Source organism: Phenylobacterium terrae, assembly GCF_042681205.1.
GTDB lineage: Bacteria > Pseudomonadota > Alphaproteobacteria > Caulobacterales > Caulobacteraceae > Phenylobacterium > Phenylobacterium terrae.
The window spans coordinates 38,017-58,631 of sequence record NZ_JBHUEY010000012.1 but is presented as its reverse complement, the minus strand read 5'-3'; the positions used below and the strand labels follow the sequence as shown (position 1 = coordinate 58,631).

The following is a 20,615-nucleotide window of genomic DNA, read 5'->3' as shown; positions in this document are numbered from 1 at the left end:
TGCGGCATGGATCGCCTCGAGGTCATGCGCCTGTTCGTCAGGATCGTGGAACGGGCGAACTTCTCCGACGCGGCGCGGGACCTGCAGGTCCCGCGCGCCAGCGTCACCCGGGCGATCCAGCGGCTGGAAGGCCAGCTCGGGGTCCGGCTGCTGGAACGCACGACCCGCGCGGTACGGCCGACCCAGGATGGCGCGCTCTACTACAACCGCTGCATTCAGGTCCTCGCCGACGTGGACGAGGTGGAGAACGCCTTCCGGGAGGCGCAACCCGGCGGCCCGGTGCGCGCCGACCTGCAGGGCACCCTGGCGCGGTTCTTCGTCATCCCCGCCCTGCCGGACTTCATCGGCCGCTATCCGGACATCTCGTTGCACCTCAGCGAAGGCGACCGGATGGTCGACCTGATCTCGGAGGGGATCGACTGCGTGCTGCGGGCCGGCGATCTTCCCAACTCGTCGCTCGTCGGGCGCCAGGTGGCGGCCTCTGAGCAGCTGACGCTGGCGAGTCCCGGCTACCTCGAGCGCCATGGCGTCCCTGAAAGCCTCGATGACCTGGCCGGCCACCGCATGGTGGGCTATGCCGCGTCGAGCACGGGACAGCCCTACGCCCTGGACTTCGTCGAGGACGGCATCGTCCGCGAGATCGAACTCGCGTACGACATCCTCGTCAGGGGCGCGGAGATCTACACAGCCTCGGCCGTCGCCGGCCTCGGCCTGATCCAGATCCCGCGGTATCGCGTGGACCGAGAGCTGAGAGCCGGCGAACTGGTGCCTGTGCTCACAAAGCACCCGCCGCCGAGAATGCCGGTCTCGGTGCTATATCCGCAGCGTCGGCATCTTCCGGCCCGCGTCAGGGTGTTCGCGGACTGGATGGCGGATATTTTTCAGCGTGCGCAGACGTCGGGCCGTCTTTGACGCGTGCATCGCCTGAGGGACGGCAACTTCCGAACGTCCGCTGCCAGTCTACGGTCTAACGTCTGCTCTCGACCCATAGCTGAAGCTCGGCGCGTCCGCTCAGCCTGTCGGGTGAATCGTCAGCTTCGGGCCGGCGGCTGAATGTTCGCTCCTGGCGCTGCTCGGACTCTCGATCGCCGGGCACCAGCCCTGCTTCCGCGGTCTTCCAAGAGTGACGGCAGGGTGGCTGGTCGACACTCTGCTACGGCTCGCTGCGCGGTCGCGGGCTACTCTGCCGGTGTTGGGCCGAAAGGTTCGAGGACTTCAGTTATAGCACTGGTTCGACCGCCCATATGGCAGTCAGGCGTGCGACCAAGCGCTCAGCCGAAGCTTGGCTCCTAGCAGGATCGTTTCCGCGGAAGAACCCGACTGACACTCCGCTGCCTGTGAGCGATGGGTTGGAGATGATGGCTTCCGTGGCACCCTCCCTTTTAAGGGTGATGAAGAGAGTGTCTCCAAGCTCGTTCGCCCCCACGCGACGTGCGGACACTCTGGCCTCGCCGGAGGTGTCCACCAGAGACATACCTTCTTCACGGGCATAGGCGCTTAGTTCGGAAAAGAAGCGGGGTTCATGCCTCTCGTTCAACGTCACGATCACACGCCGATAAGGTTCCTCCGCCTGCTTTACGCAGGCCGACTGCAATCCCACTATGGCCACCGCGAGGAAAAAGCGGCGGCGGTGGAGCCTAAGCATGAGGGGCACCTTAGGAGGTGCGCTCCGACTTCCGCAACGGGTCGAAACCGCCTGCTGGGGCATGGCGGCTGAGGTCCGCTTCCGGGCGCTGAGCCAACTGGCGCGCAGCGGCTATTCGCAAAGCCGGGGTGGCCGCCTTCCACGGCGCCCCCGCGACGTCTTGAGGTTCAGACACCGGCGTCAGCCTGCCGGTCAGATAGCGGCCCAGGCTCTCGCCTCGGCATTCGTGACGAGGCTTATCTCATGTCGAACTGTCCCAAGTTCAATCACGGGTGAGTCCACGTGATGGCGACGTCTAGGGTGCCAGAGTCATCGCGGTCGGTAACGTTTCCACGAAGTGATCGGCGGCGGCCCGAACGGACGGCATTACGCCGCGCCTGTAGGGCATGACCAGCGAGATGCTGGTGGCGCCCGCCGACCAGACTGGTAGCACGCGCCGAAGAGCGCCTTGATCGATCAGGGGGCGGCAGAGGCCGAGCGGCAGGGCGGCGATCCCGAAGCCTTCCATGGCGGCGCGCACCAAGGTGGAGGGCTCGTCGGCGAAAAGTCGAGCCGATGGCCGCGCCTCGAACAGCCGTTCGCTGCTGCGGACGACCCAAGCGCCCGTCTCTGGAGCGTTCAGCAGTCCATCGTGCTGATGTAGATCCTCCGGCGCCGCCGGTTCGCCGCGGCGGCGGAGGTAGTCGGGTGAGGCCACCAGTATCGAGACAGCCTCACCGATGCGTCTCTGTACCAGCTCGGAGTCGGGCAGCGGATTCCGGTGCGCGCGGACGGCGAGGTCGAACCCCTCTTGGACCAGGTCGACGTAGCGGTTCGTCGCGTGCAGTACGACCTGGATTCGCGGCAGCCGCGTCGTCAGGTCGGCCAGCACCGACGTTAGCCCGGACTGGCAGCTGGCCGCGGAAGCGGTCATGCGGACCACGCCCATCGGTTCGGACTGTCGCCGTTCGGCGCTCGCCGCCGCCGCCTCGCCTTCTGCGATCATCGCCTTCGCGTGACGATGAACCTCTCGGCCGAGGTCCGTAACGTGGAAGGTTCGCGAGGTGCGCGCGATCAAGGTCGCTCCAAACCGCTGTTCCAGGTCGGAGACGCGCTTGCTGACGGTGGACTTGGGGAGCCGGAGCCGGCGGGCCGCGGCGGTGAAGCCGCCATGGTCCACGACATGGGCGAAGACGAAGAGCTCGGTGAGGTGCCTCAAGCGTCGTTCATTCCTGTGGACGATGGGTTCCCTTTCTCCTGTCTTTCGCTCCGGCGTTCAAGAATCCACCTGTTTCGCGATAGCAGGAGGTTGCCGATGTCGATTCCCACGGAGTTCATGTCGCTCGCGGGCGTCTATCAGCAGACGTTCAGGTCAGCGGACTGGGAGGCCTGGGGTTCGCTCTTCCAAGAGGACGCGGATTTCGTGACCTGGGGCGGCGTGTGGTGGCGCTCCCGCGCTGAGATCATCGCCGGCCACCGTAAGGTGGACGAATGGGTGCAGGCCCAGACTGGCGGTTATGTGCTGCGCCCCCTGGATGCCAGCGCGCTCGCCACTGGGATCGTGCTCGCACATGCGGCCTGGGAATGGCCGGGCTTCCGGTCGAGCGCCTTGGCTACTGCTGAGGACCGGACTGGCGTCCTCACCATGCTCCTCGTCCCGACCGACCGCGGGTGGCGAATTCGCGCTTCACACAACACCCGGGCGGCCTGATGGAGGTCGCCGCGCGAACTTCGTCGCCGCTGTCGGTCGCCCTGGTGATGAGCACCGTGCGCCCCGACAGGTTCTGTGATGCGCCGTCCGCGTGGCTGGCGGCGATGCGCCCCGTCGGAATGGCTCTGGATACGATCGACCTGAGGGAAGTCGGTCCGCCATTGTTCGCCGAGCGCGATCCCCCCGCGGTGGCGAGACCGCGCAGCGCCGGAGCCCAGGCCTGGCTCAATCAGATGGCGCGGTACGACGCCTACATCTTCGTTACGGCCGAATACAATCACGCGCCGCCCGGGGTGCTGAGCAACGCCCTCGACCACGTCGGCGACGAACTGCGCCGGAAGCCCGCCGCGTTCGTCGGCTACGGTGGTCTCGGCGCTGCCCGCGCGATACAGCAGCTTCGGCTCGTCTCCCTCGAGCTGGAGATGGCTCCGCTGCGACAGGCGGTGCACATCACGCGCGAGCCGTACCTTGCCAAGCGGAACGGGGAGCGGGAGCTGTGGGACTTCGAGCATCTAAACGCGGAGGCCAACCGGCTGCTTGAGGAAATCGCCTGGTGGGGCCGAGCCCTCAAAACGGCGCGCGCTTCGCCGAGGGAGTCTTGACCGGCAAGGGCGCCGCAAGCCGCGCCAAGCACGGTCGTCCGCGGGGGTAGGCGTTCGCAGGCGTGCTCGTTCACGTCGCCTCAATTTCGAACAGCAGGGCATTCACCGCGCTCGGATTCCGGCGTCGCGTTGTCGGCTCTCTTCCTCAGCGGTCAACGGTGATTCAGCAGAAGACGCGCCGTCCCGTACTGTTCGAGCTCACCGAGCCGACCCGGGAAGCGTTAGCCGTCTGGCTTAGGCTTCGCGGGCGCCGTACTGACGACTGGCTCTTCTCAAGTCGCAGCAGGGCAGGGGACCACATCTGCACGCGCCAGTACGCCCGCCTCGTGGATCGTTGGGTGAGGATGATCGACTTGGACGCGGCGCCCTATGGCACGCATAGCCTCAGGCGATCCAACGTCGCGCTGGTCTACAAGAAAACGGGCAATCTGCGCGCCTGCCAGCTGCTGCTTGGTCACCGGAAGCTGGAGAGCACCATCCGCTACCTGGCCATTGAGGTCGACGACACCCTCGAGTTGTCCGAGCAGATCGAGCTTGGATCAGCCATCGGCGGGTTAGTCGATGTTGACCCGCCGAACGTCACCTAACGGTGGTTAGGAGACCTCACCGCAGGGAGCCGAGACGACCAGCTCATATGAATGTGGTATTCTGAGACATCTATCCGTTGGAACCCCAGGCGCGAGTAGAACTCCTGGGCACGCGGGTTTGCCTTCAGCACGGACAGCTCGACGACAGCGCCCGAATTGGAGGCCTCAGCCATGACGCTCTTCATGACGCGAGCTCCGATACCGGCGGATTGATACTCAGGACAGACGCAGAGCGTGTGCACGCGTGAGAGGCGCTCATCGATCCGTTGCAGGCTGATAAGTCCCACGTCCGAATGTTCCATTCGGAGGACGTCAGTCTGGGCGAGATCCAGCTGGTCGCGAAACTGAGCAGCCTCCTTGTCCGGATCCCAGGATCCGCGCGCAGCCGTGATCGCGTCTCTCATGGCAGCCAGAAAGACGTACGTGAGCCACTCAATGTCGCCATTGGCAGCGGCTCGACGTTCAACTCTCATCGCGTCCGGCCCCGTCCTTCGCAGATCGAGGTTAGCCAACCGGGCAACGGCCGCAATGGGTCGTGAGCGCCGATCAAAACAGGGCGGCCGACGTCCGCTCTCTGGCACTGAGCCAAGGTCGCCTTCTGGCGCCAGCCAGACACGGCCGGCCCGACTGCGGATCCAGGACGGCCTACCGGGCGTCGGCGCGCTCAGGCGTGAGCCGCAGCCTCCCGATCGTGGGCCTGGGAGCGGCTGACACGCCGGGACGATGCAGCGCGCCACGGCCTGCCGGCGCACGCCCACGCCACCCGCCGTCCGCGCGGACTGCATGACCGCGTTCTACTGCTTTTGGCCCGGCGATTGACCTCGTATGCGGCGGTATACCCGGGCGAAGTGGCTGGCGTTCACGAAGCCCACGCGCGCGGCCGCCTCCGCGACGCTGAGGCCTTCCTCGGCCAGCAATCGGGAGGCGTACTCCGTTCGAACCTGATGCAGGTAGGTTAGCGGCGTCAGGCCCGTCGCGGCGCGAAAGCTGCGCTGGAAGTAGCCGACGGACAGTCCCACGCACGCCGCGAGTTCGGCGATCGCGATGGGGCGCGAGAGGTGGGCGCCAACGAAGTCCCGGATACGCCGGAGGCGCCACGCCGGCATGGCTTCGGCGCGGCGCGGGCGTGACGAAGGGCCCTCCCGCCGCGCCAGGTAATGGGCGAGGCCGAGAGACAGGCTGTCGCAATAGGCGGCGTCAAGACGCCCCGCGGCCTCCTGTCTCGAGAACTCCGCGAGCACCCCATGAACAACCGGGTCGCGCAGGTTCGTGAAGGCGCCGGGCCGGGGGCGGCCGCCCAGCGCGGCGTCGAGGACACCCGGACGAAGGGCCAGCGACGCCCAGCGGGCCTGCACGCCATGCAGTCGCAACCGACGCTCGCAACCCGCCGGAACGAAGGAGACCGCGCCGGCGTAGTCGGCCCCATCGTACCGGTGCCCGCAGTCCGAGGTCACGACGAGGCGTGTTGCGCCGCCTGTGAGCGTGACCATCAGCAAGTCGTCCGGACTGCGGATTACCCCTTCGACCAGAGGCGTGTGCCGACGCCCCGCGGAATCGAACACGCCATTGCCGAACGCGAAGCTGCGCCAGTCCTCCGCCAGGGGCTCGACGCGGCGAATCAGCTCTACGTGACCGGCCAAGGAGAACACTCCAGATCAAGATCAGGCGCGGAGGTCAGGATGCGCCGCGCGGGCCGTTTGGCCGGATGCTACCCGAGCGGCGAGGGATTTTCACGCCGCGAGGACCGATGACGCCGACGCCCCTTCCATCCCGTGACCCGCAGGGCTGGACCCGGCGGAGCGTTCTGGCCGGCGCAGCCGGTACGGCCGCGGTGGTCCCCGCCGCCCCGGTGTACGCGCAGACGCCGGCATTGAACGAACCGATCACTCGCGCCATTCCCAAGACCGGGGAGCGGCTGCCGGTGCTGGGTCTCGGCACCTTCATGACCTTCGACCTGCTCCCCGGCGCCCCGCGCGATCGGCTGCAGGAGGTGACCCGGCGCTATTGGGACGCCGGTGCGCGGATGATCGATACTTCGCCCCTTTATGGCGCCGGCGAGGTCAACGCCGGCGACTTCGCCGCCAAGCTGGGAATCGGCGAGCGGATGTTCGTTTCCAACAAGCTGTGGGCGACGGGCGAGTACCTGGCCGACGCCGGCGCCGCCGAGCGCAGCCTGGACGCCTCGAAGCTGCGGCTCTGGCGCGAGCGCATCGATCTGATGCACGTCCACAATCTGGTGAATGTGGAGCAGAACCTGCCGCTGCTCAGGGCGTGGAAGGCCGAGGGCCGCATTCGCTACCTCGGCGTCTCGCACCATGACCCGGCCTACTTCCCCGTGATCGCGCGGCTCATGGCCGAGGGCGATCTGGACTTCGTGCAGGTGCGCTACTCCATCGCCACGCGTCAGGCGGAGGAACGCATCCTGCGCTTGGCGGCGGACCGCGGCGTGGCGGTGGGCGCCCACATGCCGTTCGAGAAGGCCCGTCTCTTTCGCCTGGTCCAGGATCGCCCGGTGCCCGCCTTCGCCCGCGCCGCCGGGATGGAGACGTGGGCGGCGTTCTTCCTGAAATGGGTGCTCGGCCACCCGGCGATCACGGTGGCGCTCGCCGCCACGTCCGACCCGGAGCACGCCGGCCAGAACGTGGCGGCGTTGCGCGGGCCGCTGCCGGACGCACCGACGCGGGCGCGCATGCTGGCCCATATGGAGGCGTTACCGGGCTTCGCCGAGCTGGAGACCACGCCGTGGTATCCCGGCAAGCGCTATCCCGGGTTGGTGGCCCAGGCCCAGGCCGCGCGGGCCGCCCGTCTCCAGGCGGGGCAGAGCCGGTGACGGCAGAGGTCCCGTTTGCACCCCGCCTCACCGTCGCCGATGATGACGCCCGTGGTCCCGTCCCCGGATCTCGTCAGCGTCGAGACCGCCGAAGCGCGGATCTCTCATGGCCGTCTGCCGCCCTGGCGCGACGAGACGGTGACCTCGGTCTCCAACCCGGGATCGATCGGCCTAGCGTTCGCCGCCCAGCGCGCCACCCTGGTGCGGGTGGGCGACGCCTCGCCAATACCGCGCGACGTGCCGCCGAACAGCATCGGGCTGGGTGGGGCCGAGCCGATCGCCTGGCTGGCCGTGGACGCTCCCTCCGAGCAGATCGAGATCACCGCCAGCCCGGCGCTGCGGCGGGAGATCGCCGAAGGCCTGGGTGTGGCGGCGCACGCCGACCTCGCGGACCTGCACGGCTGGGAGGATCCGGTGATCCTCGCCATCGCGCTTCGCCTGCGGGCCGGGGTCCGGCGCTGGCGGCCGCTCGACAGGCTGGCGCAGGAGGAGCTGATCCGCGCGGCCTATGCTCGCGTGCTCCAGCGGCGGTTCGGCGGCCGACCCGGTACTCCAGGCAGCCTGGACGCCCGCCGCCTGGCGCGGGTCACCGACTATGTCCGCGCGCACCCGGATCGGTCCCTCACGATCACGGAGTTGGCGGCCGCCGCCCACCTCAGCCCGTTCCACTTCGCCCGCAGTTTCCGGCGGTCCGTGGGGCTCGCCCCGCACCAGTTCGTGGCCGGGCTTCGGCTCGAAGTGGCCGTCGCGCGGCTGCGCTCCGGGGACGTTACGGTGGCGCAGGCCGCTCACGAGGCGGGCTTCTCCAACCTCAGCCACTTCCGTCGCCAGGTGCGGCTCAATTTCGGCGACTCGCCGACCGCCTTGCGCGCCTGACCCCGCCGGCCGCAAGGTCAGCAAGCTTCGACCCTCCCAGCCCGTCCGCCGCGTGCAAGCCTGCGGCGATGAATTCTGGACCTTCCGCATGAGCCCCGACATGTCTCGACGCCAGCTCCTCGAGGGCGGCGCCGTGTTGGCGGCCGCCAGCGGTGCGGCAGCGCCCGCCGTGGCCGCGTCGCCGCGCGAACCCGTTCGCTTCCGGCTGAACGGCGCGGCGCAGGAGGTGCGGGTGGAGCCGCGCGTCACCTTGCTGGACCTGCTTCGCGAGCGCCTGGGCCTCACGGGGGCCAAGAAAGGCTGCAACGAGGGCGCCTGCGGCGCTTGCACCGTTCTGGTGGACGGCGTGCGGATGAACGCCTGCCTGATCCTGGCCGTACAGATGGAGGGGCGCGAGGTCACCACCATCGAAGGTCTTGCGCCTGGCGACGGTCCCCTGCATCCGGTCCAGCAGGCCTTCATCGACCACGACGCGTTCCAGTGCGGCTTCTGCACCCCGGGACAGGTCCTGTCGGCCGTGGCCTGCATCCGCGAGGGGCGGGCGACCGACGCCGCCTCGGTGCGCGAGTTCATGAGCGGCAATCTCTGCCGCTGCTCGGCCTATCCACAGATCACCGCCGCGGTCCTCGCCGCGGCCGGGCAGGGGGACGCCTGATGCACGACTTCACCTATGTCCGCGCACGGGACCCGCAGGAAGCCGTGCGGGCCCTGGCCCAGCCAGGCGCGGCGGCCATCGCCGGCGGCACGGAACTGCTGAACTGGATCCGCCTGGGCGTCGCCGCCCCGGCGCGCCTCGTGGATCTGGCCGGTCTCAACCGCGGCGTCGCGCTGGAGGCGGGGAGTTTGATCATCGGCGCCGGCGCCACCCTGGCGGAGATCGGCGACGATCCTCTCGTCCAGCGCCATGCCGCCGTGCTGGCCGAGGCCTGCCTGCGCTCGGCGTCGCCCCAGGTGCGCAACCGCGCCACCCTCGGCGGCAATGTGCTGCAGAAGACCCGCTGCGCCTACTTCCGGGCCGAGGCGCCGTTGCCGTGGGCCTGCAACCGCCGCGCGCCCGGCAGCGGCTGCGCCGCGCTCGCCGGCGTCAACGAGCGCCACGCCGTCCTAGGCTGGACCAACGCCTGCGTGGCTACCCATCCCTCTGACCCCGCGGTGGCCCTCGCTTGCCTCGACGCCGAACTCGACATCCTGGGCCGGGCCGGGCGGCGGCGCTTGGCGATGACCGAACTCCATCGGCTTCCGGGCGACGCCACCGGCGCCGACACTCGCCTCGAGGCCGGCGAGCTGATCGTGGGCTTTCGGATTCCGGTCCGGTCGGGCGAACGCTCGACCTATGTGAAGGTCCGCGAGCGGGAGAGTTTCGAATATGCGTTGGTGTCCGCCGCCGCCGCCGTGTCGGTCACTGAAGGCCGGATACAGGTCGCCAGGCTGGCCCTGGGCTCGGTGGCCATGAAGCCGTGGCGGCTGGCCACGGCGGAGGGCGCCCTCGCGGGTCGGCCACCGACCCGCGACGCCGTGGGGCCGCCGATCCGCGCCGCCCTAACCGAGGCCCGGCCGCTGACCCACAACGGCCACAAGATCGAGCTCGCCGCCCGCGCCGCGATCCGCGCAGTGCTGGCTGCCGGAGGTGCGGCATGAGCGTCGGCAAGCCGATCTCGCGGGTCGAAGGGCGGCGCAAGGTCACGGGTGGGGCGCTCTACGCCGCCGACAACATGCCGCCGGGGCTGCTCTATGGCGTCCTGGTGGGCTCGCCGGTGGCGGCCGGACGGATCGTGGCCGTTCGAACGGAAGCAGCGCTGCAGCTGACGGGGGTCGTCCGCGTGCTGACGGCGCGGGACATGCCGCGGTTCGGCGCGGTGACGGCCCCGGCGGCCGTGCTACGACTGCCGTTGCAGTCCGACGTGGTGGAGTATGAGGACGAGCCCGTCGCCATCGTGCTAGGCGAGACGCTCGAGGCCGCCGAGGCCGGGGCGGCGCGCGTCCGCGTGGAGGCTGAGGCGGTCCCCGCGCTCGTTCCCGGCCACGGCGGGCTGAGCACCGCGCCGGGCGAGGCGGGGCTCGGGGCCCCGATGCGCAAGGGTGACCTGCAGGCCGGCCTCAAGGCCGCGCGCCATCGGGTGGTCCAGGAATACAGCCAACCCGGCCGACACCACAATCCGATCGAGCCTTCGGCCACCGTTGCCTGGTGGCAGGGTGGGAAGGTGACCCTCTGGGACTCCGTCCAGCGCGGCACGAACGTCCCGCTGGTGATCGGTCAGGCCCTGGGCGTACCGTCGGCGGACGTGCGGGTGATCGCGCCGCACACCGGCGGCGGCTTCGGGTGCAAGGGCTACGTCTGGCCGCACGAGGTGCTGACCGCTGCGGCGGCAAAGGTGGTCGACCGGCCGGTGAAGATCGTCCTCAGCCGGGCGCAGATGTACTCGATGCTGACCTACCAGGGCTTCATCCGGCAGGAGGTCGACGTCGGTTGCGACGCGCAGGGACGGCTCACCGCCCTGCGCCACGGCGTCGTCACCACGACCCCGATCAGCGAGACCTTCTCGGAGCCCGCGACGGAGATCTCCAAAAATCTCTACGCCTGCCCCGCCATCTGGACGAGTCAGGCGGTCGAGCGCGCAAACGTGAATCTCAACAACGCGATGCGCGCGCCGGTGGAAGGTCCCGGCTCGTGGGCGTTGGAGAGCGCCATGGACGAACTGTCCCACGCCGCCGGCATCGATCCGCTCGATCTGCGCCTCGCCAACTTCGCCAAAGTGGATCCCCAGCACGGCAAACCCTGGTCGTCGAACAAGCTGCGGGAGGCCTATGCCGAGGGCGCGCGGCTCTACGGCTGGCGCGGGCGTGCGGCGCGACCGCGACAGGATGGCCCCTGGCGCATCGGTCACGGCATGGCGGCCTGCACGATGGGCAACTTCCGCTTCCCGGCCACGGCCCGCGTGCGGCTCGCCCCGCCCGGACGCGCGGTGGTGGAGGCCAACACCCACGATATCGGCACCGGCACTCAGACGGTCTTCGTCCAGATCGCCGCCGAGGCGCTGGGCTTGGACGCGTCGGAGGTTTCGATCCGCTGGGGCGACACCAACCTGCCTGACGCCGGCCCCGTCCACGGCTCGGCGGCCACCATGTGCACGGGCGCTGCCGTCCAGGCAGCGGCGGCTGACGCGCGTCGGCGGTTGGCCGAGGCGCTCGGGGCGAACGCCGATGAGCTCGACGTCCGCGCCGCCCTCCGCCGCGCGTCCGCCGAGGTGGTGGGCGAGGGGAGGTTTCGCCTGCCCGGGAACGCGCCGTTCGACGCGGACGGCGGAACCTCGCCCTACGCCATGCGCACCTGGGGTGCGGTCTTCGTGGAGGTTGGCATCGACGAAGATTTCGGGATCATCCGCTTGCGCCGCGCGGTCGGCGCTTATTCGGCCGGGAGGATCATCAACCCCAAGACCGCCCGCAGCCAGATGACCGGCGGCATCATCTGGGGCTGGGGCAAGGCGGCGATGGAAGGGACCCCCTTCGAGCCAACCCATGCGCGATGGTTGGCCAAGAACCTCTCCAACGTCTCGATCCCGGTCAACGCCGACATCCCCGCCGACATCCAGATTCACTTCGTGGACGAGTTCGATCCGCATGCCAGCCCGACGGGCGCGCGCGGCATCGGCGAGTTGGCTTCCACTGGAGTGGCGGCGGCGGTGGCGAACGCGGTGTTCGACGCCGTGGGCGTGCGGGTTCGCCACCTGCCGATAACGCCCGCGACCTTGCTCAAGAGATTGGCCGCCCCGGCTTAGCGACGGACCCGTGGCCGCCTCGGCGGGTCACGCGCATTCGACGGGACAGTCTCGGTCCGCCGGAGTCCTCGGCTTGCGCGGATCGGGCCGTTCCTCCCGTCCCTTCGGCCCTGCCGGGGCGCCGCCGACACCTTAAGTGCGGTCGAACGTCCCCATTCCGGCCGGACCCCAACGTCTACTCCTGGCGCGTTTCGGACCGACCGTTCGGCTCACGCCGCTTTCTCTGCTGCGGACCGGGCCAGGGCGGTACACGGTAGCTGGGCCGAGGCCGCCCTCGACCCCCGCAAGCCCTGATCGCCCAGCGTGCCGGTTCTCTGAGGGAAGCGAGAGCGCCTAGGCAGGCCCCGCGCCTCCTGTCGCTGCCGAAGCGAAGACGTCATCGGGCCGATCCGCCTCGACCAGGCGTCGGCCCTCGATGATCCAGAACCGGGTCCCCACGGCGCGCACGAAGCTGCGATCGTGGGAGACCACCAGGCAGCTGGCCTCTTCGCGCATGAGCTCGGCCGCGAGCGCCTCCTGGCCCTCGATGTCGAGGTGATTGGTCGGCTCGTCCAGGAGGTAGAAGTTTGGACGGGCGAGCCGCAGGACGAGCATGGAAAGGCGCGCCTTCTGCCCCCCGGAGAGCAGGCGGATCGGCTTCTCCTGGGCCAGGATCCCGACGCCGGCGCCGGCAAGCAGCGCGCGCGCACGCTGATCGCCGACGTCGAAGGGCCGAGTGATCGCACCGACCGGCGTCTCGTCGCCCGCCAGCTCCGCAAGCCCCTGGTCGCCGTAGCCGAGCACGAGCGATGGTGTGGCCTTCACTGCGGCATTCGGTGTCTCGCCGTCGATCGCCGACTTCGCTAGGCGCAGGAGGCAGGTTTTGCCCGCCCCGTTTGCGCCCAGCAGCACGATGCGATCGCCCTGCCGGATGAAGAGCTTGCCGGTTCTGAACAAGGGGACGCCGTCGGGCGTCTGGACCTGGGCGTCGTCGAACGACATCAGCACCTTCGCGTGGCTGGTGCGATGCTCCAGCCGGATAGCGCCGGACGTGCGCTCTTCGTGCGCCGGACGGGCGGCGAGCTCCAGCCGGTCGGCCCGTTGCTTCAGCTGCTTGGTCTTCTGTGTCAGCAGATCGCTGCCCGAATTCACTCCGATGTTGTGGAGTTTGGCCGCCTGGCGGCGAAGCTGCTGGGCCGTCTTGATATCGCGTTCGAAGCGGCGCGCCAGCGCTGCATCGGTCTGCTCAAGCTCCGCGCGGGCCGGTGAATACGGCAGGGCGTACAGCTGAGACTGCTCGGGGCGCAGGAACAGCGTACGGTTCGTGGTGGCATCCAAAAATGATCGGTCATGGCTGGCGACCACGACCGCGATCTCCTTCGGCAGTGCCTTCAACCACGCCTCCAGCGTCAGGATCTTGGACAGGTCCAGGTGGTTGGTGGGCTCGTCGAGCAGCAGCACGTCGGGATCGCCGACCCAGGTGCGGGCGAGCATCGCCAAGCGACGCCAGCCGCCGCTGAGTTGGGCGAGCGGGCGTTCCCGCAGGTCGGCGGGCGCGCCCAGCTCATCCAGTACGAGGGCGGCCCGCCAACTGTCGGCCTCGGGCAACTCGTCCCGTACGGCGTCATAGAGGCTGGCCTGCAGCAGCCCTGGGGGCGGCTCCTGTTCCACGTGTCCGACGCGGACGCTGCGGGCGCGCGTCACCGCGCCCTCCGTCGGGTCGTGCGCGCCTGCGATGCAGCGCAGCAGCGTTGACTTGCCGGCCCCATTGGCGGCGACCAATCCGATGCGGTCGCCGGCGCCGAGCACGAGGTTGAGGTTTGAGAAGAGGGGCTCACGCAAGGTGACGCCGAGGTTCTGAAGGTTGATCAAGGTACTAGCCGTCCGATCCGCCCCGAACGACGAGCGACGGCCCCAGGAAGCGAGGCGCTCGGTTCGGCTCAATGGGGGAGGCGATCAGCGCATGCGCACGAGGCGCCAGGCTGGCTCGCCGCGGAGGGCAAACAGAGGCCGGTGGACGTCTCTGGTCAGCCCTGCAAGCGCACTTGCAGGGCGGGGACGGGACCACGCTTGCGGTGATGCGAGATCAACAGCGTCACGCGCAGCGCTCCTTTCCGTCGGATGACTGCAGGAGCCTAGCATCGGGATTGGCCGGCGGGAACCCGCGCGACCGCAGACCCGCGAATTCCGCTTCGCGGCGCGTACCCAACTTCCGCGCCTGGCGCGATCCGGCCGCGCGGTACGCCTTTCGCGCCCCCTCCGGAACTGGACTTCGCCGACGGTAGGGTGGGGGTGAATCGACCTTGACGCTTCGTGCGAGGCGTGGCGACGTCCTCCTATGACAGCAGCCTCGGCCAGGGATGTGGCGGGGATCGTCGCCGCTCACGCCGATACCCCCGTCGAACAGCTCAGGCCGAACACTCGGCTCTGGCACGACCTCAGGCTCGCAGGAGACGACTTCGGAGACGTCATCGAGGAACTCCACCGAGCGTACGGCGTCACTCTGCGCGGCGGTCTTGAGGAGTATTGCCGTACGGAAGCTGATCTGAGCTGGGCGTTTCTCTGGTGGCCATTCGCGTCGTGGACTTTTAAGCGCGAGAAGAGGTACCGGGACCTAACCATCGCGGAGTTGGCGACGGCGGCTCGATCCGGCGTGCAGGTAGGTTAGGATCGGAAGTCCCGGCTGGGGTAGGGCGGCTGCCGTCTTCCAGGCGCCGGGCCGAGGTCTCCTTCTGGCGCTGCTCGGACCCCGCATCACTGAGGGCCAGGCCGGTATGTGCGGGCGTTCGAAGGGGGCGCTGGCGCGGGCACGCGGCTCTCACCGGCGTCTGGCTTGACGTCCGGCGGTGCGGCAGGCGCCTGAAGGGCGGGCGCCTGCGCCGGCGGCGTTCCCTCGGCGACCCCGGGCGGCCGGTCCAGCTGCAGGACAAGCACGCTCGGGCCTGCGACGCTCGCCGCCGCCAGCCAGCCGCCGCGCTTCAGGACGGCGGGCGGCCCGGATCGCGTCGCGGCTCACGCTCGGCGGTCCCAGCAAGAAGCTCGAAGGAGTCGCCGCGCGGCCCCACTGCCCGGGGCAGGCTGGTCAATATCTGAGCTGTTGGGACTAAGTCGGCGGCTCGTCCAGACGCACCGCGAGGCTTGTCCGCGCAACGAAGGGAAGGTGGGCCGCGCCCATACGGATGAGGCGCGGCCCATGTGGTCAGGCTGCGATCCAACCTGCCTGCAGCGCGGCGAGGCTGACATCATTCAGCACCAATTGCGCGCCGTTCTGAAAATCGACAACGACATCGGCGCCCGATTGGTAGACTTGGTACGGGCTCGGTCCTGCAATTACCTGGTCACCCTCAGCGGCATTGAAGTCGGTGATGACATCGATGCCCGATTGGTAGTTGGCGTAGAACCTATCTCCGCCGAGTCCGCCCGTAAGGGTGTCATTGCCGAGATCTCCGAAGATGAGGTCCGCAGCGGCGTCGCCGATCACACGATCGTCGCCTTGGCCGCCGCGAACTGCGTCGCCATCCCGCCCTCCGAGCACGGTGTCGTTGCCGTGGTTGCCCATGACTGTATCGAAGCCTGGCCCACCAAGGACGTAATCGTCTCCATCGCCCCCACTGATGACGTCGTCGCCGGCGGCGCCTACGATTGTGTCTCCGCCCAGCCCGCCGCTGAGTTGGTTCGCCAGATCGCTCCCGGTAAGGCTGTCCCCGAGGTTTGAGCCGGTCAGGTTTTCGATCGAGAGGAAGACATCGCTCGTGCTGCTATAAACTGGAGGAGGAGCTAGCGATGCATTCACGCCGGCCGTCATGGCGAGGTAGGACACAGTGTCCGAACCGCCGAGGCCGATGAGGATGTCTGCGCCTGCGCCGTCAAACAGCACGTCGTCGCCGCTTCCACCGACGATAGTGCTCAACGGCAAGGTCCCGCCGGCGCCTTGCAGCTCACTTTCAGTGGGATAGTCGAAACCGAGAGCCTTTGCGAGACCTTGGCCAGCAGTATTGGCGAAGGCTTCGAAGGACGGGTCAACGACAGAAGGATATCCGAGCTGCTTCATGAAGTTCATGGACTCGTTGAGCGCGTGCCCAAGCTCGTGGAAGATCACATAATTGATTCCCTTCTGCTCGCCCCAAGCGAATTGGGGCTGCGTAATCGCAAAGGGATTGATGGTGATTGTGACCGTCGCGGTGTTGACGTCTGTGCTCGACCACTGAGTGGCGGCGCCGCGAGGGGGGACGGCGGCGGTCGTAAGTACAAATTTCACGCGCGAAACCGCAACGTTCAAATCCAAAGAGGTAAGTGGGTCGTTCCCTGGCAAATATGCGAGGGGCGTGTTGATCGTCGCCATGTTGTTGCTTGCGGTCAGCGCTAGATATTTCAGGTCCGCAATCACATTTTCTATGGTGTCGACCCACTTCTGAACAGTGGGGTCATTGGCATTGACGTTTGGTTCGATTTTAATGGCGGACTTTGCGGCGTCGTATGCTTCATCTTCAAACGTAGGCAAGTCCCAGCCGATCGGCTTTGCCGTAACGAACGACTCGAAGTAACCAAATCCCCAGCCCCACTGCGGAGGGGTGACAGTCACCGGATCAACTGTTACCGAATCAGACACAAGCACATCTCCCAAGATCGCCCTCCCGCCTGAGGAGCATCTTGGTGAGAGTTTGCGCGTCGGGGTCAACCGCGACGGGTGGTCGCGCCGGGTGCTCGGCGAAGCTGAGCTGGCCTATCCGATCGCCAAGGCTTTCCAACTAACGACCGCCCATGAGGCGCCTTCGCGCCGCAAGAGCGCTAGACGCTCAAAGCCGCCGATGCCTGAGTTCGGCAGGCTGGTTGTAAAGAGAATGGCTTCCTTCCCGTCACGGCTCATGATCGGAAGGCTAAGGTGATGTTTGAGAGCCTCGGGAGAAGCAGTAGCTGCCGAGCCACCTCGCGTCCCCGTGCGCAGCACCGTGCCGCCCCTTCGGACGACGGCGACGCCAACATTTCGGCACGTGAACGCTGACTCCATTTGCCGGAGGTAGAGTTTATCGAGAAGCTCGGGCTGTGGCGTTGGCCCGGTCCAACCATCCTCTAGCGACAGGCGGGCGTAGAACTTGGCGCTAAACGCCGGAGCGTCAGCGTGGAAAATCGGGGCGCCCTGCTTGCGTTCGAAGAACGAGAGAACTCCAGCTTCCGCAGCCTCACAGGCTGGAGTCCGCTCCAGGCCGGATGCGGGGGCGGCCGGGCCCGTCAGCAGTGTGAAGCCAAGGGTCAAAATGAGCAGCCGCATCGGTCCCTCCGGTTGCCCTGTCATCGGTCATGCATCATCGCTGCGCCTGGGTGAAGCCTCGATGAAAACTCGGGCTCTGAGTCATTTCTAGGGAGTTGCCCTGCCTCCCTAGGGGGCAGCCCTCGAAGACCTCAGGATGTACCGTGGAGGTGGAGGCCCGATCGGAGTGGCGCGGCCATGCGAGCGCCTTGCGTCCGCGAATCGAAGGCTCTTCGCTGGAAGGCGCGGTTCCATTGGGCCTGGGCGCTGAGATCCACCAGCAGCGCGCAGGCCTGCGGCGAAGGCCGAGCGCGTGAAGCCCTGACGAAGCGCAGTTCGCCTGATGGCTGACCCGGGCGACTGCGCGACAGGGAGAGGCCGCGTGGCCGCAAGCGCCGCCGCCCAGAACAGATGCTAAGCCGCAAGCGGACGGCTGGAAAAAGCATGCGCTTCCAACGCGCCATCAAGCAGTGCGCTCCTGATGTCGTCGGAGGCGAAGATTTGGCCGCCCAGCCGTTCGCGCAGGAACGTCAGCGTCTCGATCGCCAGCGGGCCGCGGCCTGGGCGATCTCGGGCTCCGTCGCCGGAGACCGGCCCATGCATAACTCGGCGTCGTGCCGAGAATGCGGGGGAGCCTCCGCCAAGGTGAGCGCGAGCCGCAAGGCTTCGATGGGGGAGCGTACGCTCACGTTCGTTGAAGGGGCGCAGCAGACCGGCGGCGTACTCCGCCAGGTTCCGCGCCGCCCAGCGAAGCTTTGACCGATCGCCCCTGCGCTCGCGGCGTGCGCCTTCATATGGAACTCCACAAAGTCCCGAGCGAAGGTGAGCCCGGAGGCAGCCGCTCGCTCGGATCTTCGCCGAGCACGCGTCGCCCTTCGGGAGTCGCCCACAGAACTTGCATGACGTCGTCGACCGGAAAGCCCAGGGCGCAGAGCGCCGGCTCGTCCTCCGCTTCCTGGAATCCGTCCAGGGACTCGGTCCCCACGGAGACGTGGATCAGATGGCCGTCGGCGTCGATCTCGAACCACGTTCGGTCGGACCTCTGGGGCGCGCCATCGGTCAGCGCCATGATGTCGATGTCGCTGTCGGGAGAGGCTTCGCCGCAGGCATGGCTGCCGCACAGCACCACGGCCTGCAGCTTCGGCTCGGTGGCGCGGAGGCGCGCAACAATCCGGCTCCAGGTAGAACGATCTAAACCGACCGCCGCCATGGTTTGGCTCCCTTGCACGCTCTTCGGTGCGGCGCTTTACGAACAGTCCGGCTGCAGCGCGGCCAGCCGAGCGTCGAGATCGCCTGGCGGGCCTTTGGTGGCGGTGATCTCGAACGTCGCGCGTGAGGCGCGGGGATGGTCGAGTGCGGCGGCAAAGGCCCGGGCCAGATCCTGCCGTGAGATGCGGTGGCGCGGCGACAGGGGGAGAGGCGACTGTGTGACGGCGATTTCGGCCTTGCCCCCTGGGCCGTTGGTGAGGAAGCCGACGCGGATGATCGTGTAGTCGACGCCGCTCTCCCGGATCGCCGCTTCGGCCCGGCGGCGCCAATCAAGCGTGTTTCGCTTCAGGAGGTTGATCAGCATCGCCCAGATCGACGGGCGCGTGACCCCCATGGAATTCAGGTAGACGAAGCGCCCCGTGAACCCGGTCCGCCCCAGACTGGCGAGCGTGTGGAGCACCCCATCGTAATCGGTGGCCTTCACGACCCGCTCAGGCGCGTAGCGGCCGCTCGGCGCACCGGCGGTGAACACCAGGTGCGCTGCGCCCCGAACGGCGGGCTCCAGTGTCTCCGGCCGGGTGAGATCGCCAGCGACCACCTCGACGCCGCCCGGCAGGCGGGAACGGGCTGCGGCCGGATCGCGGGCCAGCACGCGCACGGTGCGATCCCCGGCCACCAGGCGCTCGACAATCCGCAGGCCCGCGCCGCGCGTTCCGCCGATCACCAGCACCGGCGCGGTCAGGGGCACAGGCTGCCCCGTAGAATATGGCGCAACGCCGCAAACGTCCGGTCACGGTCCGCGCCAGCGGCCACCGCGTCGGTGGCCTCGTGGATCGCTGCGAACAGGAGACGGGCGGTAGGTTCGGCGTCGACCGCGGCAAACGAGCCTGCCTCTTGCCCCGCTCGGATGATGGCGGTGAGGCGCACAACCGCGTCGTCCCCGCTGGGCCGGCGCTGGGCGAAGTCGCTGTGGAAGATCGCGTCGTGGAGGCCGCCGAGCCCAACGGTGAAGTCGACGAATGCTTCGACGAGCCAGTCCAGGGCTGCTGGCCAATCGACCGGCCGCCTGACCTCGCTTGGAAGGGGATAGGTGTGGTCGAACGCCTCGAACAGGCGAGCCCTGACCGCCTCGAGGAGATCATCCCAGGTAGGGAAGTAGAGGTAGAATGTCCCGCGCGCCACGCCGACCTCGCGGACAACCTCGTCGATCCGCACGCCGGGCCCGTGAGCCCGCAGGAGGCGTTCGGCCGCCTCGAGAATCTCCTGTCGCCGGGCTTCTGGCTCCAACCGGCGTCGCTGGACAGTCATTCCCACTCCTACTGACATGATGTCACTTGTTGCTGACGGTATGTCAGTGTCAAGATCCGGCGGCCACGGACGTCATTGATCTCGCCAGCACGGACGGCTTCGTAAGCGCGCGGATACAGCCGCGGCATCTCCGAAGCCGCGTGGTCGGCGCCCACGGCGCAATTGGCCTGGCCGTCGCCGGTGCAGATGTCCGCGCCCAGGACCGCGAAGAACGTCTCCGCCGCCGCGATGCGCGAGGCGCCGTCCAGCCGCGGGGCAGGCGCGGCGTAGAAGTGTCCGGGCAGGCCCGCCACCTGCTCGACGTTGAAGACCACGGAGGCCTTCGGGAACAGGATCTGCGGCGCCACGTCCTGGCAGTCCTCCCCCGCTCGGTGCGGACCATGCGGTCGGCGTAGACGACGGTGGTTCCCGCTCGCCCTTGCGCACATGGCCGTCCAGGTGCTCGGCCGGATCCAGGGCCGGACGCCGGCCTCCAGCTGGGCGACGATGGCGTCGGTGATCCGGGCGTAGAGGTCCGGGCGCGAGGGCTCGCAGGCGCGCGGCATTTGCGGCCTCCCGAAGGATTGAGGGGAAGGGGGCCGCCGTCAGCCGAGGCCCGCGCAGCAGGCGCCGCGCCCTCGCAAGGGCGCGGGATTGTTGCGCCGCGCGACGCGATCGGCGGCGCGGGCGCCCGGCGGGTCCAGCACCTCGGGTCCAAAGCGGGCGACGCAGGCTGCCTGCAGGCGCTTGAGGCGGGCGTCCATGCCCGGCCAGTCAGCGTCGGCGCGGCCGAACTCGGCGCTGAGCAGCCCTTCCGCCTGGGCCCGCGCCTCCGGGGCGCGGCGGCCAACGGCCTCCAGAACCTGCGCTGGAAGGTCGCCAGCGT

Annotated in this window: 20 protein-coding genes and 1 pseudogene; 10 read left to right on the top strand and 11 right to left on the bottom strand. The window is 68.4% G+C overall.

Annotation, left to right across the window (positions count from 1 at the left end):
* The first annotated feature begins 6 nt into the window (after positions 1-6).
* Positions 7-912: a LysR family transcriptional regulator gene (locus ACFSC0_RS19720; protein WP_377281669.1), complete on the top strand. Its 906-nt coding sequence runs from the start codon at positions 7-9 to the stop codon at positions 910-912.
* A gap of 1,028 nt (positions 913-1,940) precedes the next feature.
* Here the strand turns inward: ACFSC0_RS19720 and ACFSC0_RS19715 are convergent.
* Positions 1,941-2,843: a LysR substrate-binding domain-containing protein gene (locus tag ACFSC0_RS19715; protein ID WP_377281668.1), complete on the bottom strand. Its 903-nt coding sequence runs from the start codon at positions 2,841-2,843 to the stop codon at positions 1,941-1,943.
* Between the two features lie 96 nt (positions 2,844-2,939).
* Here ACFSC0_RS19715 and ACFSC0_RS19710 point away from each other — a divergent pair, with 96 nt between their 5' ends.
* From ACFSC0_RS19710 to ACFSC0_RS19700, 3 genes and pseudogenes are all read left to right on the top strand, one after another.
* Entirely contained in the window at positions 2,940-3,335 is a 396-nt protein-coding gene (locus ACFSC0_RS19710) for an SgcJ/EcaC family oxidoreductase (RefSeq protein WP_377281667.1), read from the top strand.
* The gene (locus ACFSC0_RS19705; RefSeq protein WP_377281666.1) at positions 3,335-3,937 is read left to right on the top strand and encodes an NADPH-dependent FMN reductase; all 603 of its coding nucleotides are present in this window, start codon (positions 3,335-3,337) and stop codon (positions 3,935-3,937) included. Before ACFSC0_RS19710 ends, ACFSC0_RS19705 begins: the two co-directional genes overlap by 1 nt.
* A 134-nt stretch (positions 3,938-4,071) precedes the next feature.
* Positions 4,072-4,524: pseudogene (locus ACFSC0_RS19700) on the top strand (tyrosine-type recombinase/integrase); the annotation flags it as partial.
* Here ACFSC0_RS19700 and ACFSC0_RS19695 read toward each other — a convergent pair.
* Both ACFSC0_RS19695 and ACFSC0_RS19690 read right to left on the bottom strand, forming a co-directional pair.
* The gene (locus ACFSC0_RS19695) at positions 4,521-4,928 is read right to left on the bottom strand and encodes a GNAT family N-acetyltransferase (RefSeq protein ID WP_377355247.1); all 408 of its coding nucleotides are present in this window, start codon (positions 4,926-4,928) and stop codon (positions 4,521-4,523) included. The pseudogene ACFSC0_RS19700 and the gene ACFSC0_RS19695 sit on opposite strands and share 4 nt — an antisense overlap.
* A 390-nt stretch (positions 4,929-5,318) precedes the next feature.
* Complete coding sequence (locus ACFSC0_RS19690; protein ID WP_377281665.1) at positions 5,319-6,164, bottom strand: AraC family transcriptional regulator; 846 nt, start codon at positions 6,162-6,164, stop codon at positions 5,319-5,321.
* A gap of 107 nt (positions 6,165-6,271) precedes the next feature.
* Between ACFSC0_RS19690 and ACFSC0_RS19685 the strand changes: the two genes are divergently transcribed.
* The 5 genes from ACFSC0_RS19685 (at position 6,272) to ACFSC0_RS19665 (ending at position 12,006) form a co-directional block, all read left to right on the top strand.
* Entirely contained in the window at positions 6,272-7,354 is a 1,083-nt protein-coding gene (locus ACFSC0_RS19685; protein ID WP_377281664.1) for an aldo/keto reductase, read from the top strand.
* A gap of 39 nt (positions 7,355-7,393) precedes the next feature.
* Entirely contained in the window at positions 7,394-8,230 is an 837-nt protein-coding gene (locus ACFSC0_RS19680; protein ID WP_377355246.1) for a helix-turn-helix domain-containing protein, read from the top strand.
* Positions 8,231-8,318: 88 nt separating this feature from the next.
* Positions 8,319-8,885: a (2Fe-2S)-binding protein gene (locus ACFSC0_RS19675; protein ID WP_377281662.1), complete on the top strand. Its 567-nt coding sequence runs from the start codon at positions 8,319-8,321 to the stop codon at positions 8,883-8,885.
* Positions 8,885-9,868, top strand: a complete 984-nt coding sequence (locus ACFSC0_RS19670; protein WP_377281661.1) for an FAD binding domain-containing protein — start codon at positions 8,885-8,887, stop codon at positions 9,866-9,868. Before ACFSC0_RS19675 ends, ACFSC0_RS19670 begins: the two co-directional genes overlap by 1 nt.
* A complete protein-coding gene (locus tag ACFSC0_RS19665; RefSeq protein ID WP_377281660.1) occupies positions 9,865-12,006 on the top strand; it encodes a xanthine dehydrogenase family protein molybdopterin-binding subunit in 2,142 nt (713 codons plus the stop codon). Before ACFSC0_RS19670 ends, ACFSC0_RS19665 begins: the two co-directional genes overlap by 4 nt.
* Before the next feature lie 333 nt (positions 12,007-12,339).
* Here the strand turns inward: ACFSC0_RS19665 and ACFSC0_RS19660 are convergent, their stop codons facing one another.
* A complete protein-coding gene (locus ACFSC0_RS19660; RefSeq protein ID WP_377281659.1) occupies positions 12,340-13,857 on the bottom strand; it encodes an ABC-F family ATP-binding cassette domain-containing protein in 1,518 nt (505 codons plus the stop codon).
* Positions 13,858-14,323: 466 nt separating this feature from the next.
* On the opposite strand from ACFSC0_RS19660, the gene ACFSC0_RS19655 reads away from it, so the two are divergent.
* The gene (locus ACFSC0_RS19655) at positions 14,324-14,653 is read left to right on the top strand and encodes a hypothetical protein (RefSeq protein ID WP_377281658.1); all 330 of its coding nucleotides are present in this window, start codon (positions 14,324-14,326) and stop codon (positions 14,651-14,653) included.
* Between the two features lie 531 nt (positions 14,654-15,184).
* Here ACFSC0_RS19655 and ACFSC0_RS19650 read toward each other — a convergent pair.
* From ACFSC0_RS19650 to ACFSC0_RS19620, 7 genes are all read right to left on the bottom strand, one after another.
* Positions 15,185-16,600, bottom strand: coding sequence for a calcium-binding protein (locus ACFSC0_RS19650; RefSeq protein WP_377281780.1), 1,416 nt, complete (start codon positions 16,598-16,600; stop codon positions 15,185-15,187).
* Between the two features lie 108 nt (positions 16,601-16,708).
* Entirely contained in the window at positions 16,709-17,254 is a 546-nt protein-coding gene (locus ACFSC0_RS19645) for a hypothetical protein (RefSeq protein ID WP_377281657.1), read from the bottom strand.
* A gap of 769 nt (positions 17,255-18,023) precedes the next feature.
* Positions 18,024-18,443: a nucleotidyltransferase domain-containing protein gene (locus ACFSC0_RS19640; RefSeq protein WP_377281656.1), complete on the bottom strand. Its 420-nt coding sequence runs from the start codon at positions 18,441-18,443 to the stop codon at positions 18,024-18,026.
* Between the two features lie 36 nt (positions 18,444-18,479).
* Positions 18,480-19,190, bottom strand: a complete 711-nt coding sequence (locus tag ACFSC0_RS19635; protein WP_377281655.1) for an SDR family oxidoreductase — start codon at positions 19,188-19,190, stop codon at positions 18,480-18,482.
* The gene (locus ACFSC0_RS19630; RefSeq protein ID WP_377281654.1) at positions 19,181-19,750 is read right to left on the bottom strand and encodes a TetR/AcrR family transcriptional regulator; all 570 of its coding nucleotides are present in this window, start codon (positions 19,748-19,750) and stop codon (positions 19,181-19,183) included. The genes ACFSC0_RS19635 and ACFSC0_RS19630 overlap by 10 nt, the downstream gene beginning before the upstream one ends.
* An 8-nt stretch (positions 19,751-19,758) precedes the next feature.
* A complete protein-coding gene (locus ACFSC0_RS19625; protein ID WP_377355245.1) occupies positions 19,759-20,295 on the bottom strand; it encodes a zincin-like metallopeptidase domain-containing protein in 537 nt (178 codons plus the stop codon).
* 39 nt (positions 20,296-20,334) lie between these two features.
* Positions 20,335-20,493, bottom strand: coding sequence for a hypothetical protein (locus ACFSC0_RS19620; RefSeq protein WP_377355244.1), 159 nt, complete (start codon positions 20,491-20,493; stop codon positions 20,335-20,337).
* Positions 20,494-20,615: the final 122 nt, after the last annotated feature.

What these genes read in the sequence shown, in the direction of transcription:
- ACFSC0_RS19720 (WP_377281669.1), top strand. Translation starts at nt 7, where the DNA reads ATGGATCGCCTCGAGGTCATGCGCCTGTTCGTCAGGATCGTGGAACGG.
- ACFSC0_RS19710 (WP_377281667.1), top strand. Translation starts at nt 2,940, where the DNA reads ATGTCGATTCCCACGGAGTTCATGTCGCTCGCGGGCGTCTATCAGCAG.
- ACFSC0_RS19705 (WP_377281666.1), top strand. Translation starts at nt 3,335, where the DNA reads ATGGAGGTCGCCGCGCGAACTTCGTCGCCGCTGTCGGTCGCCCTGGTG.
- ACFSC0_RS19695 (WP_377355247.1), bottom strand. Translation starts at nt 4,928, where the DNA reads ATGAGAGACGCGATCACGGCTGCGCGCGGATCCTGGGATCCGGACAAG.
- ACFSC0_RS19685 (WP_377281664.1), top strand. Translation starts at nt 6,272, where the DNA reads ATGACGCCGACGCCCCTTCCATCCCGTGACCCGCAGGGCTGGACCCGG.
- ACFSC0_RS19680 (WP_377355246.1), top strand. Translation starts at nt 7,394, where the DNA reads ATGATGACGCCCGTGGTCCCGTCCCCGGATCTCGTCAGCGTCGAGACC.
- ACFSC0_RS19675 (WP_377281662.1), top strand. Translation starts at nt 8,319, where the DNA reads ATGAGCCCCGACATGTCTCGACGCCAGCTCCTCGAGGGCGGCGCCGTG.
- ACFSC0_RS19670 (WP_377281661.1), top strand. Translation starts at nt 8,885, where the DNA reads ATGCACGACTTCACCTATGTCCGCGCACGGGACCCGCAGGAAGCCGTG.
- ACFSC0_RS19665 (WP_377281660.1), top strand. Translation starts at nt 9,865, where the DNA reads ATGAGCGTCGGCAAGCCGATCTCGCGGGTCGAAGGGCGGCGCAAGGTC.
- ACFSC0_RS19655 (WP_377281658.1), top strand. Translation starts at nt 14,324, where the DNA reads ATGACAGCAGCCTCGGCCAGGGATGTGGCGGGGATCGTCGCCGCTCAC.
- ACFSC0_RS19645 (WP_377281657.1), bottom strand. Translation starts at nt 17,254, where the DNA reads ATGCGGCTGCTCATTTTGACCCTTGGCTTCACACTGCTGACGGGCCCG.
- ACFSC0_RS19640 (WP_377281656.1), bottom strand. Translation starts at nt 18,443, where the DNA reads ATGGCGGCGGTCGGTTTAGATCGTTCTACCTGGAGCCGGATTGTTGCG.
- ACFSC0_RS19630 (WP_377281654.1), bottom strand. Translation starts at nt 19,750, where the DNA reads ATGACTGTCCAGCGACGCCGGTTGGAGCCAGAAGCCCGGCGACAGGAG.
- ACFSC0_RS19625 (WP_377355245.1), bottom strand. Translation starts at nt 20,295, where the DNA reads ATGCCGCGCGCCTGCGAGCCCTCGCGCCCGGACCTCTACGCCCGGATC.
- ACFSC0_RS19620 (WP_377355244.1), bottom strand. Translation starts at nt 20,493, where the DNA reads ATGGACGCCCGCCTCAAGCGCCTGCAGGCAGCCTGCGTCGCCCGCTTT.